The sequence below is a fragment of the Tepidiforma bonchosmolovskayae genome, assembly GCF_008838325.1.
GTDB lineage: Bacteria > Chloroflexota > Dehalococcoidia > Tepidiformales > Tepidiformaceae > Tepidiforma > Tepidiforma bonchosmolovskayae.
The window spans coordinates 895,401-907,913 of record NZ_CP042829.1 but is presented as its reverse complement, the minus strand read 5'-3'; the positions used below and the strand labels follow the sequence as shown (position 1 = coordinate 907,913).

11 protein-coding genes are annotated in these 12,513 nt (G+C 70.7%); 5 read left to right on the top strand and 6 right to left on the bottom strand.

Annotation, left to right across the window (positions count from 1 at the left end):
- Positions 1–14: 14 nt before the first annotated feature.
- Positions 15–1,733 (top strand): cation:proton antiporter, encoded by a 1,719-nt coding sequence (locus Tbon_RS04670; RefSeq protein ID WP_158066540.1) that lies wholly within the window; start codon positions 15–17, stop codon positions 1,731–1,733.
- A gap of 82 nt (positions 1,734–1,815) precedes the next feature.
- On the opposite strand, the gene rplL is transcribed toward Tbon_RS04670, so the two are convergent.
- On the bottom strand, positions 1,816–2,211 hold the full coding sequence (gene rplL, locus Tbon_RS04665; protein WP_158066539.1) for a 50S ribosomal protein L7/L12: 396 nt from the start codon (positions 2,209–2,211) through the stop codon (positions 1,816–1,818).
- Positions 2,212–2,253: 42 nt separating this feature from the next.
- Complete coding sequence (rplJ, locus tag Tbon_RS04660) at positions 2,254–2,778, bottom strand: 50S ribosomal protein L10 (RefSeq protein WP_158066538.1); 525 nt, start codon at positions 2,776–2,778, stop codon at positions 2,254–2,256.
- A 329-nt stretch (positions 2,779–3,107) separates the two neighbouring features.
- Between rplJ and Tbon_RS04655 the strand changes: the two genes are divergently transcribed.
- Both Tbon_RS04655 and lepB read left to right on the top strand, forming a co-directional pair.
- Positions 3,108–3,959: an enoyl-CoA hydratase/isomerase family protein gene (locus tag Tbon_RS04655; protein WP_192498146.1), complete on the top strand. Its 852-nt coding sequence runs from the start codon at positions 3,108–3,110 to the stop codon at positions 3,957–3,959.
- A gap of 140 nt (positions 3,960–4,099) precedes the next feature.
- Entirely contained in the window at positions 4,100–5,050 is a 951-nt protein-coding gene (gene lepB, locus Tbon_RS14130; RefSeq protein ID WP_158066536.1) for a signal peptidase I, read from the top strand.
- Between the two features lie 11 nt (positions 5,051–5,061).
- Here the strand turns inward: lepB and Tbon_RS04645 are convergent, their stop codons facing one another.
- The 3 genes from Tbon_RS04645 to Tbon_RS04635 form a co-directional block, all read right to left on the bottom strand.
- The gene (locus Tbon_RS04645; protein ID WP_158066535.1) at positions 5,062–5,814 is read right to left on the bottom strand and encodes a tyrosine-protein phosphatase; all 753 of its coding nucleotides are present in this window, start codon (positions 5,812–5,814) and stop codon (positions 5,062–5,064) included.
- 68 nt (positions 5,815–5,882) lie between these two features.
- Positions 5,883–7,379 (bottom strand): alpha/beta fold hydrolase, encoded by a 1,497-nt coding sequence (locus tag Tbon_RS04640; protein WP_158066534.1) that lies wholly within the window; start codon positions 7,377–7,379, stop codon positions 5,883–5,885.
- A gap of 52 nt (positions 7,380–7,431) precedes the next feature.
- Positions 7,432–7,887, bottom strand: a complete 456-nt coding sequence (locus tag Tbon_RS04635) for a TrmO family methyltransferase domain-containing protein (protein WP_158066533.1) — start codon at positions 7,885–7,887, stop codon at positions 7,432–7,434.
- A gap of 158 nt (positions 7,888–8,045) precedes the next feature.
- Between Tbon_RS04635 and Tbon_RS04630 the strand changes: the two genes are divergently transcribed.
- Positions 8,046–9,860 (top strand): aldehyde ferredoxin oxidoreductase family protein, encoded by a 1,815-nt coding sequence (locus tag Tbon_RS04630; protein WP_158066532.1) that lies wholly within the window; start codon positions 8,046–8,048, stop codon positions 9,858–9,860.
- Positions 9,861–9,938: 78 nt separating this feature from the next.
- Positions 9,939–11,981: a chloride channel protein gene (locus tag Tbon_RS04625; RefSeq protein WP_158066531.1), complete on the top strand. Its 2,043-nt coding sequence runs from the start codon at positions 9,939–9,941 to the stop codon at positions 11,979–11,981.
- On the opposite strand, the gene Tbon_RS04620 is transcribed toward Tbon_RS04625, so the two are convergent.
- Entirely contained in the window at positions 11,966–12,451 is a 486-nt protein-coding gene (locus Tbon_RS04620; protein WP_158066530.1) for a hypothetical protein, read from the bottom strand. The genes Tbon_RS04625 and Tbon_RS04620 overlap by 16 nt on opposite strands.
- Positions 12,452–12,513 lie beyond the last annotated feature (62 nt).

Genomic DNA, 12,513 nt, shown 5'->3' with positions numbered 1-12,513 from the left:
CTACGCATCCCCACGTGGACGACTTTTCGCTCATCACGTCCATCGCCATCGCCCTCGGCCTGGCCGCCGTGGGCGGCTTCGCCGCGCGCCTCCTCCGCCTCTCCCCCATCGTCGGCTACCTCGCGGCCGGCCTCGTCATCTCCCCCGCCACACCCGGCTACAGCGCCGATTCCGCCGCCATCCAGCAGCTCGCCAACATCGGCGTCATCTTCCTCATGTTCGGCGTCGGCCTCCACTTCAACCTCAGCGACCTCCTCTCGGTCCGCACCATCGCAATCCCCGGCGCAATCATCCAGGTCTTCGCCGCCACCGCCGTCGGAACCGGGATCGGCCTCGCCTTCGGCCTCCCCTGGCGCGAAGCCCTCGTCCTCGGCCTCGCCATCAGCATCGCCTCCACCGTCATCCTCATCCGCACCCTCGAAGACCGGGGCCTCATGGGCACCATCCATGCCCGCGTCGTCATCGGCTGGCTCATCGCCCAGGACATCATCACCGTCATCATCCTCGCGGTCCTTCCCACCCTCCAGCCCGGGGAGAACGGCGCCTTCTGGCAGGACCTCGCCCTCGCGCTCGGCCGTGCCGCGCTCTTCGTCGTCATCATGCTCGTGGTCGGCGCTCGCCTCCTGCCGCTGCTCCTCTCTGTCGTCGCGCGCACCGGCTCCCGCGAACTGTTCGTCCTCGCCTTCGTCGCCGCTGCCCTCGGCATCGCCGCCAGCGCCGCCGCCTTTGGCCTTTCGATCGCCCTGGGCGCCTTCATCGCCGGCGTCGCCGTCTCCGAAACCGAAACCTCCCACCAGGTCGCTGCCGACGTCGTCCCCCTCCGCGATGCCTTCGCCGTCCTCTTCTTCGTCTCCGTCGGCATCCTCCTCGACCCCGATGTCGTCCGCGCCAATAAACCCCTCTTCCTCGCCATCCTCCTCTCCGTCCTCTTCGTCAACGCCGCTATCGCCTTCGTCACCGCTGCCATCTTCCCCTTCTCCGGCCGGACCGCGCTGGTCGTCGGCGCCGGCCTCGCCCAGCTCGGCGAGTTCACCTTTATCGTCGGGTCCGAAGGCATGCGCGAGGGCCTCATGACCGAGGAGACCTACGCCATCATCCTCGCCGTCGCAGCCATCTCCATCGTCGTCAACCCGCTCGCCTTCCGCACCCTCGACCCCATCGAAGCCGTCCTCCGCCGCCTCGGCCCCATCTGGCGCTTCGTCGACCGCCAGGGCGAAATCCCCGAGCCCCGGCTCCCGCGCTCCGGCCACGTCGTCATCGTCGGCTATGGCCGCGTCGGCGAACTCACCGGCCACGCCCTCAGCCAGCTCGGCATCCCCTTCGCCGTCGTCGAAATCAACCTGGAGCGTGCCCGAACCCTCAACGCCGCCGGCATCCCCACCATCTGGGGCGATGCCGGCACCCGCGAAGTCCTCGAACGGACCGGCATCGAACACGCCCGCGCCGTCGTCATCACCGTCCCTGAAGAAAGCTCAGCCTTCGTCGCGACCGCCGCAGCCCGCGCCCTCAACCCCGCCGTCCCGATCCTCGTCCGCGCCCGCACGGGCGGCGAAATCCGCCCACTCTGCGAACTCGGCGCCAACGAGGTCATCGTCCCCGAGTACGAAGGCGGCCTCGAAATCATGCGCCAGACCCTCGTCTACCTCGGCTTCGATGCGCAGGAAGCGCTCCACCTCTCCAACGCCGTCCGCGATATCCACTACCAGGCCGAGGCCTTCGACCACCCGATCTGAACCGGCGCGGCGCCAGCCGCACAGCACGAGAAACGGGCCCGGCATCTGCCGGGCCCGCTGCGTTCTCCCCCTGCCGGGGCCGCTACTCGATTTCGACGACCGCGCCGGCTTCGGTCAGCTTCTTCTTGATCGTCTCCGCCTCTTCCTTGCCGATGCCTTCCTTCACCTTCGTCGGCGCCGCCTCCACGAGGTCCTTCGCCTCCTTCAGGCCGAGGCCGCTGATCACTTCGCGGATCGCCTTGATCACGTTGATCTTGTTGTCGCCGAAGCTCTTGAGGATGACGTTGAACTCCGTCTTCTCCTCCTCGGCCGCAGCCGCCGGGGCCGCACCAGCCGCCGGCGCCGCGCCAGCCGCAACCACCATCGGCGCCGCCGCGGTGATGCCGAACTCCTCCTCGATCGCCTTGTTCAGGTCGCGCAGCTCGAGGATCGTCATCCCCTTGATGATTTCCAGCACTTCTTCGACTTTCGAAGCCATCTGTTTCTCCTTTGGTATCCGTGTACAGGATTGCTGGCGGCCCTAGGCCGATTCCAGCTGCTTGGCCCGGGCATCGATCAGCCCGGCGAAGTTCCGAATCGTCGACTGCAGCAGCCCCGAGAACTGGTAGAGCGGCGACTGCAGCTTGCTCACCACGTCCGCAATGAGCTGCTCCTTCGGCGGCATCGTCGCGAGGCTCTCCACCTCGGCCCGGCTCAGCACCCGGCCTTCCAGCCAGCCGCCGTGCACCTCGATGTTCAGCCGCTTGCTGCGCAGGTGCTCCGTGAACGCCTTCACCGGCCCGATCGGGTCCTCGAAGCCGAAGACAATCGCCGTCGGCCCCTTCACGATCTCCGCCATCTCGGCCCGGCCGGCTTCCTTCGCCGCCATCGCCGCAAGCGTGTTCTTCACGACCTTCACTTCTGCGCCCGTCGGGCGGAGCGCCCGGCGCAACTCCGTGATCTGCGCGACCGTCAGCCCACGATAGTCGGCGCTCACCGCAACCGAGGCCCGCGCCATGCGGTCCTTCACCTCGGCGAGCATCGCGACCTTCCGTGGAGTCGGCATACCGACCTCCTTCCTGTCTGGCGGCGGGGTCTCCCCCGCACATGGCTGCGCCCGATCCCGCAGAAACGAAAAAATCCCTGCCGCCGCGGCAGGGACGCCCCACGCACATGCTGGCACCGTCGCGCCGGCATGCGCATCGCATCTCCGCCTCGGCAGGCGCCTCTCGGCATTCTCCCCGCGCCCCGGCCGGGACGCGTCGCATTGGGACCTGCGGTCTCAGGCTCTTCGACTGTCTTCCATACCCTATCCGCATCACCCCCAACGGACAAGCACAGGCCCGCCCGCCGGCCTGTACACTCCTTCCGCACACTCCCGCTTCCGAGGCACCCATGTTCCCCACCGGCTCCTTCCGCGGTTTCGATATCCGGCTCGAACCGCCCGGCATCGCCGTTATCACCTTCAACCAGCCCGAACGCCTCAACGGCCTCGCCCAGCCGATCAAACGCGACCTCATCGAAGCCATCACGCAGGCCCAGATGGATGACCGCGTCCGCGTCCTCCTCTTCACCGGCAGCGGCCGCGCCTTCTGTGCCGGCGACGATATCACCGGCCGGCCCCTGCCCGAGGGGCCCGCCCTCGTCCCCGATATCTTCCCCGGCCACCGCGAGGAGATCGGCACCTACAACGGCCTCCGCGTCCTCTCCCAGTCCCTCAATACCGCCATCCGCAATCTCGACAAGCTCACCATCGCCGCCATCAACGGCGTCGCCATCCAGTCCGGCCTCTCCCTCGCCCTCGCCTGCGATTTCCGCATCGCCTCCACCGAAGCCCGCCTCGGCAGCGCCACCCTCCGCTTCGGCCTCCTCCCCGATGAAGGCGGCCACGCCCTCCTCGTCCAGCTCCTCGGCGTCGCACGGGCCATGGACTTCCTCATGCGCAAGCGCATCGTCTCCGGTGCCGAAGCCCTCGAACTCGGCCTCGTCCACGAACTCTGCGAGCCCGCCGAACTCATGGACCGCGCCATGGCCCTTGCCCGCGAACTCGCCGAAGGCCCGCAGGTCGCCATGCGCCTCCTCAAGCGCTCCCTCTACCTCGCCGCCGAAAGCACCTGGGCCCAGGCCCTCGAAGATATCGCCGCCCGAACCGCCATCAGCGACCACCACCCCGACGCCCGGGAGGGTGTCGCCGCCTTCCGCGAGCGCCGCACCCCCCGCTTCAATGCCTGGCTCGAAGGCCGCTGAACCCGCTCCCCGGCGAACATTCCGGCCCGGGCGATCTGCGCCCCGGCGGTCGCGGTGCCGAACCATCTGGTGAAAGGGTCGGTCACATCCCGTTGACAGCCGGGGTGGCCGGGTGTGGTCCGATGTGGCGTAATGTGACCATGGGCGACGCCCCGCAGCCCCAGCGGCGCCTCAGCTGGCCTTCGCTCCGCGTCGCCGGCGACGATGAACCCGCCGCCGACCCCTCCGGCAACTGGCTCCCCTCCGCTGCGCCGCGCGACGCCGACCCCGGCGGCCTGCCGCCCCCCACCTTCGACTGGCTCTACCGCGACCCCCGCCGCTGGGCGCCCCAGCACGGCCCCCGCGGCCGCGACCCCTCCGCCCTTCCCGGACCCTTCCTCCCTCCCGGCCCGGCCGATGCTCCGCACGGCGCACACGCGTCTCCGGCGCCCGCGCTCGAACCCGCCCCCGCGGTCTCGCCCGCCGCCGGCAGCCGCGCCCTGCCCCTCGTCCGCGAAATCGTCGAGACCATCCTCCTCGCCGTCCTCGTCTTCCTGGCCGTCCGCGCCAGCGTCCAGCACTACCGCGTCGACGGCACCTCCATGTATCCCACCCTCGAAGACGGCGAGTTCCTCCTCGTTAACTCCCTCGTCTACACCCGCGTCGACGTCGAGGCCCTCGCCCGCTACGTCCCCGGCTGGGACCCCGGCCCGCCGGCCCGCCGCTACCTCTTCCACGCCCCCGAACGCGGCGACATCGTCGTCTTCCACCACCCCTCCGGCGTCCATCGCGACCTCGTCAAGCGCGTCATCGGCCTCCCCGGCGAAACCGTCGAAATGCGCGGCGGCGTGGTCTACATCAACGGCCGCCGCCTGATCGAGCCGTACCTCGCCGATGGCGACGTGCCGCTCGGCGACATGGCGCCCGTTGTCGTACCCCCGGACAGCTACTTCGTCATGGGCGACAACCGCAACCATTCCCAGGACAGCCGCGTCCTTGGCCCCATCCCCATCGACGACATTGTTGGAAAGGCCTTTCTCACCTGGTGGCCGCGCGAAAAGTTCGGCCTCGCCCCGAACCAGGCGCCCCGCCTGGCCGGCGCCGAAGACTGACGCCCACGGCCTCAGACGGTCAGCAGCTCCCGCACCCGGTCGATCGTCGCCTCGCTCACACCCTGCTTCCGGAAGAACGCCTCCGCGCCGCCGTGCTCCTTATGCAGCAGCTCGATGAACCCCGCCATCCGCTCCGGCGGCGTCGAAAGCCGCGCCCGGATCTCCTCCTCCGTCCCCTCGAGCTGCCGGCCGCTCGCACGCAGGTACGCCAGCAGCCGGTCGATGCTCGCATCGCTCAGCCCGTACTCGTACGCAATATCGGCCGGGTCGGCCCCCAGCACGTCCATGATCATCCCGATCAGCACCCCGGTCCGGTCCTTGCCCGCCGTGCAGTGCACCAGGAACGGGTAGCGCGGCTCCTCCGCGAACAGCTCGAACGCCCGCGCCAGCCGGTCGCCGCCGATCTCCAGGTAGTGCAGGTACCGGCGCGGCGATGGCCCCAGCCCGTACAGCCCGTTCAGTTCGGCGATAAGGTCCTCCTGCCGCCACTCCTCCCGGAAGATCGAAAGCCAGACCACCCGGTCGCTCAGCGGGTGCGGGCCGTTCGCCATCGCCAGCTCATCCGGGTGGCGCAGGTCCAGGATCGTCCGCACCCCGATGACCCGCTCCAGGACCTCCCGGTCCCGCGGCGTCATCGGTTCGAGCGCGCCCGAGCGAAAGAGCCGCCCCGGCCGCATCGTCCGCCCGCCTGCCACGCGGTACGGTCCCACCGGCCGGAAATTGTGAACGCCTTCGAGGTCGCCGGGAATCGTCGTATCGTGCATGCCCACAATCTACGCGATCCGCGCTGCCCGGTCGTTTACGGGCCGTTCACATCCGGCCGCCGCACCCGTCAGCCGCCGCAGGTCGCGCCGCCCACCGCCACGTTCACCACCGCCGTCCGCGTCACCCCGTCGGGGAACACCGCCTCCATCGTCACCGCGAAACACCCCTCCGACGGGAACGTCACCGTCACCCCGTGCACGTCCCGCACCGTCCCGGAGGGCGTCACCCACGTCACCCGCAGCGGCACCGGCCGCGAGGCATCGAAGTACGTTGCCGATTCGCCCACCCCAACCCGGAGCGGCCCCGCAATCGCCGCGTACGGACCCGCCGGCGTGGCCGTCGCCGTCGGCGTCGGCGAAGGGGCCAGCGTCGCGGTCGGTGTGGGCGTGGCAGCCGCGCCTGCCGCCCGCGGTGTGGCCGTCGGCGTGGGCGAAGGCGGCACCGCTGCCCCTGCCGCCGGTGTCGAACCCGAAACGGTCGCAGCTGGCGTCAGCGTCGCAACCCCGCCCGCCGGCAGCGGAATCGCCGTCCGCGTCCCCGCTACCGCCGTCACCGGCGTGAACCCCGCCGTCGGCGTCGCCTCCGGCTCGGCCGCCACGAAGCTCCGCCCGCCGTCCTTCCCGAGCTGTGCCACCACCAGCGCCGCCGCGAGCATCCCCAGCCCCGCCGCCACCAGCAGCCCGCCCAGCACATTCAGCGTGCTCGACCCCGCCGCATGCCGCGGCGCCGTGCCGTCCGCCGCCGGCAGGTAGCCGATCTCCCGTGCGAAGTCGATAACCGCCGCCTCGAACTCGCGTGGCTGCTCGAGGTTGGCGGCGTGCCCCGCTTCCGGCAGCTCCACGACCCGCGCCAGCCCGTGCGGCAGCTGCGCCAGGAATCCCGGCAGCACCTCCATAAAGTCCCGGTCCCGCTGCCCGGCCACGACCAGCACCGGCACCTGCAGCTCCGGCAGCCGCTCGAACGCATTAACGAACGGAATCAGCCCTTCCGCCGTCCCGGCCAGCCCCGCCGGCGTCAGCCGGTCGAAGTCCCGCGTCAGCAGCTCGCGCGACCGCTCGTCCAGCCGGCGGCTGTGCGCAGGGTAGAGCCGTGTCCGCTTCAGGAAGCCGGTGCCTTCAGCCCGGACCCGTGCCGCCAGCTCGGCCATCCCCGCCCGCGCCGCCTCGGCCCATGCCGGCGTCCCGGCCGCCGACGCCGAGTTGATGATCACGAGCCCCGCGAACCGCTCCGGCGCCGCCAGCGCGCACTGCACCGCCACCGCGCCGCCGAGCGAATGTCCGCAAAGCAGCCCCCGCTCGTCGCCAAGCGCATCCATCAGCCCCAGGATTCGCTCCACCGCCGGGCCGGGCCCGTAGAGGGCGGGGTCGTCCGGCGCATCCGAGCCGCCGTGTCCCAGCAGCTCCACGGTCACCACCGTGAAGTGCTCCCGCAGCGGGGCAATATTCGCCGCGAACGATGCAGCGCTCGCCGTGAAACCGTGGATGAGGTACAGGGGCGGCCCGCCGCCTGCGTGCGGATACCGCTCATACGCGATGCGCTGCCCCGGCTCCCCGAAGAGCGGCATGCCCCGACTCTAGGGGCTGCCCGCTCCCGGGGCAACCGACTGCGGCCGGCCGCTACCTCCGGTCGTACTCGGCCAGGTACGGCTTCACGTCCAGCACGGGCGTCCGATCGATCGCATCCAGCCCCCGCACCCGCAGCTCCAGCCCCTCCCGGCCCAGCAGCTCCGCCACCGAGACACCCAGGTGGTTCGGCCGCAGCTGGCTTCTCGTCGCGAAGATCCCAGCCATGCGCCCCCCTGCCAGCTCCAGCTGCTCAGGCTTCTCCGGCGCCCCCTCCGCCACGTCGAGGTAGAACACCACGATCACGTGGCCGAACCGCTCGATCCCCTCCAGCCGCGCCGCGTGCTCCGGCTCGAACACGATGCTGCTCTCGACCGTCGCCCAGCCGTGCGGCCGCGGCTTCGCCACCGGGCTGCGCACGAATGCCACCGCCCGCAGCGTCACCTCCCGCGGCGGTTCCGGCCGCACCCAGCCGTAATCCCTGCGCCCGAAAAACCTGGAGAGCCGCATCTCCCCAGTTTCGCCCTGGGGCCGGCTCCGCCGCCACTCCCCCGCCGCGCGCCGCACGTCACGGCCAGGGAAAGCCCCGCCCCCGCCTCCCCCGCTCCCCTTGCCGCTGCGCGATATACTTGCCGCTGCCAACCGCAGCAATAGGAGGCATCGATATCATGGCACTCGGAGGCTACGCCGGCCGCGTCGGCACCGTCGACCTCACCAGCGGCACCGTCAGCTATGCGCCCATCCCCGAAGAATGGGCCCGCAAATACATCGGCGCCCGCGGCGTCGGCGTCCGCTACGTCTTCGAAGCCGGCCCCCGCGTCGACCCGCTCGGCCCCGACAACGTCCTCTGCTTTATGAACGGGCCCCTCACCGGCACCGAAGCCTCGATGAGCGGCCGCCTCGCCATCGTTACCAAGAGCCCGCTCACCGGCACCGTCACCGACAGCCACCAGGGAGGCTGGAGCGCCGCCCGCCTCCGCTGGGCCGGCTTCGACGGCCTCGTCTTCAAAGGCATCTCCCCAAAGCCCGTCTACGCCTACGTCCACGATGGCCAGGTCGAACTCCGTGATGCCTCCGACCTCTGGGGCAAGGGCGTCCACGAAACCCGCGACATCCTCCGCGAGCGCCACGGCACCGACGACCTGAGCGTCATCGCCATCGGCCAGGCCGGCGAAAACACCGTCCGCTTCGCCAGCTGGATCAACGAAAACGACCGCGCCTCCGGCCGCGGCGGCACCGGCTGCGTCGGCGGCGCCAAGAAGCTCAAGGCCGTCGTCATCAAGGCCGCCCGCAACTACCCCCGCGCCGCCGACCGCGACGCCTGGCGCACCGCCCATAGCAACGCCCTCAAGAAAATCATGGACGAGGCGAACATCACCTCCCCCCGCAAGGGCGGCCTCTCCGTCTATGGCACCAACGTCCTCATGAACGTCACCAACACCATCGGCGCACTCGGCGCCCGCAACAGCCAGGAGACCCACTTCGACGGCGCCGAAAAGCTCTCCGGCGAGTACGTCAAAGAGCACTACCTCATCGACGACCCCACCTGCCACGCCTGCCCCGTCGCCTGCAAGAAGGAGGTCGAAATCAAAGAAGGCCCCTACAGGGTCAAGATGGAGTCCGTCGAATATGAGCCCGCCTGGTCGCTCGGCGCCAACTGCGGCAACGACGACGTCGCCTCCGTCGCCTTCATGATCGACCGCGCCAACGACTGGGGCTACGACGCCATCGAGATCGGCCAGGTCCTCTCCTGCCTCATGGAAGCCACCCAGCGCGAGTACATCCCCGCCGGCGAAGGGCTCGCCTGGGGCGACCGCGACGGCATGATCGAGGTCATGCGCAAGGTCGCCTTCCGTGAGGGCATCGGCAACCGCCTCGCCGACGGCATCGAGCCGTTCGCCCGCTCCATCGGCCACCTCGAAATCGCCATGACCGTCAAAGGCCAGGCCACCCCCGCCTACGACCCCCGCGGCCTCAAAGGCATGGGCCTCGGCTACGCCACCTCCAACCGCGGCGCCTGCCACCTCCGCGGCTACAGCCCCGCCTCCGAGCTCGGCGTCATCGGCCTCAAGACCGACCCCCTCGCCTGGCAGGGCAAGGGCGAGCTCCTCAAGCTCCTCCAGGACATCCACGCCTTCTCCGATTCCCTCGACCTCTGCAAGTTCTCCGCCTTCGCCGAAGGCCCCGAAGAGTACGCCGAACAGTACCGCGTCATGGTCGGCATCGACAGCTTCGGCCCCGACGACGTCCTCAAGGCCGGCGAACGGATCTACAACCTCGAGCGGTACTACAACAACCTCGCCGGCTTCCGCGAAGGCTCCGATACCCTCCCCAGGCGGTTCCTCGAAGAGCCCTCCAACTCCAAAGGCTCCCAGGGCCAGGTCTGCGAGCTCGACCGGATGCTCGACGAGTACTACCGCGTCCGCGGCTGGAAGGACGGCGTCGTCACCGAAGAGAAGCTCCGCGAGCTCGAGATCGTCTAGCCGCCGCCAGGGGGCCGGCCGCCGGGCCGGCCCCGGCTGCCCGTGCCCGCGCACAGCTGCCCCGCGTAGAATCCTGATGTGGTCGCCGCCAGGAGATCCTCCCTCGCGGGGAGGCGCCGTCTCACCCAATCACGGCGCATCTCCCGCGCCGTCTGGCTCGGAGTCCTCATCGGCCTCGCGGCCGGCGCTGGGTCGATCGCCTTCCACGAGCTGATCGGACTCTTCGACCGGCTCCTCCTCGGCGGCCTTGCTGGGTACCACCCCCCCATGCCCCTGGGAGATGGCGGCAGCGCCGGCAGCGGCCCCGACCGCGCCTGGGCCCTCCCCCTCGTCATCGCCTTCGGCGGCCTCGCCAGCGGCCTTCTCACCACCTTCCTCGCCCCCGAGGCCGCGGGGCACGGCACCGACAACGGTATCCGCACCTTTCACTGGAACAGCGGACGTGTCCGCTGGCCGGTCATCCCGGTCAAGCTGCTCGCCTCTGCGATCACCATCGGCAGCGGCGGTGCTGCCGGGCCCGAGGGCCCCAATGCCCAGGTCGGCGGCGGCCTCGGCTCGCTCATCGCCGACCGCCTCGGCCTCGAGCCAGCGGAACGGCGGCGCGCCCTCGCAGCCGGTATCGGCGCCGGCATCGGCGCCATCTTCCGCGCGCCGCTGGGCGGCGCCATGATGGCCGCCGAGGTCCTCTACAAGCACGACCTCGAAGCCGACGTCATCCTCCTCGCCCTCATCAGCTCCATCACCGCCTACGCCCTCTTCGGCGCCTATACCGACTTCACCCCCATCTTCGGCAACGCCGGCGGTTTCGCCTTCTCTCACCCCGGCGAACTCCCCTACTACGCCCTCCTCGGCCTGCTCGCCGGGCTCGCCGGGCTCCTCTTCGCCCGCGTCTTCTACGGCACCGAGGCCGCCTTCCACCGCCTGCCGCTGCCTACCTGGGCGAAGCCTGCCCTTGGCGGGGCGGCCGTCGGCGCCATCGGCATCGCCTTCCCCGAGGCGATCCACGTCGGCTACGGCTGGGTCCAGCAGGCCTTCACCCCGGCGGGCGCCCTCGCCTTTTCGCCCTGGCTTCTCCTCGCGCTCCCCTTCCTCCGCATCCTCACCACCTCGCTCACCGTCGGCTCCGGCGGCTCCGGCGGCATCTTCGGCCCCGGCATGGTGATTGGCGGCCTCCTCGGCGCCGCCTACTGGCGGCTCGGCCACACCCTCCCCGGCTTCCCGCAAGAGCCCGGTCCCGTCGTCATCATCGGCATGACCGCCCTCTTCGGCGCCATCGCCCACGTCCCGCTCTCCATGCTCCTGATGGTCGCCGAGATGACCGGCAACCTCTCCCTCCTGGCCCCCGCCATGGCCGCCGTCGCCATCGCGACCCTCGTCGTCGGCGACGAAACCATCTACCGCCAGCAGCCTCCCACGCGCGCCGACTCCCCAGCTCACCGCCATCGGTTCGCCTTCCCGCTACTCTCAGCCCTGCCCGCGCGACAGGCTGCCATTCCGCTCATCACCCTCGACCCGAGCCTCCCCGCCGCCGACGCCCTCGCCCGTCTCCGGGAAGCCGGCGCCCGTTACGCGGTCACCATCCTCGATGGTGGCGCGCCCGCCGAGGTGCTCGCCGGCCGCCTCGAGGGAAGCCCCGACGGCACCGTGGCCAGGATCGCCGTCCCGCTCCCGGCCGTCGTCCAGGCCGAATGGCCGCTCGACCGCGCCCTCGACGCCCTCGCCGAGCACGAGCGCCGCTGGCTTCCCGTCGTCGATACCGCCGTCGAAGGCGCACCCATCATCGGCCAGGTCGACGCACGGGCCCTCCTCAGGGCCTACCGCCGCGCCGCCTCCCAGCAGCTCCGGCCGCTCAATCCCCTCTCCGAGAACATCGACGCCCTCGATGTCACGCTCACGCCCGCATCACCCCTTGCGCACCGCCGGCTCGCCGACGTCCCCTTTCCCCCGGGCGCACGCGTCGCGGCTGTCGAGCGCGGCGGCCAGGCGTTCGTCCCTCGCGGTGAGCTCATCCTCCTCCCCGGGGACCGCGTTACCGTCACCTTCCTCCCCCGCGCCCGCAGCGCCGTCATCGACCTGCTCGCCCCGCCCGCCGGCGAACCGCCCGGTCAGTCCCGCGCGTAGCCGCCTTCGCGCAGCCGCCGCCACACCTCGCCGCTCGAGGAGTACCGCTCCATCAGGTACGGGTACACCGCCGGGATGTTGAACAGCTGCTCCATGCACAGCTGCGAAAGATAGCGGTCCAGCAGTACCGGGTGCTCGTCCGGGTCCACCAGGTCAATCTGCAGCCCCGTTTCGTAGCCCCCGGCCGCGGCGGGCATGCCCGCTGCCTGCTGGATGACCAGCCCTTTCTCCACCAGCGATTCCACCGCTGCCCGCAGCCGCGCCCGGAACGCCGCCGTCACCCGGATGCCGTCCTCGGCAAGGTGCGCGCCCCGTTCGCCGGTCTCCGCCAGGCTCACCACCACCGCCGTCACATGGTCGACCCTGAACGTATCGCTCCCTGCCGCTTTGGATGGCGGCAGCCCCACTGAGAGCACGCCCAGCAGCGCGCGCTCGACCGGGTCGAGGTCCTCGGGCTGGTACGCCGGCATGCCACCAGCGTAGCGCACCGCGCCCCGCCGTTCAGGTCAGCGCTCTTGCCGCCTGCCGCAGC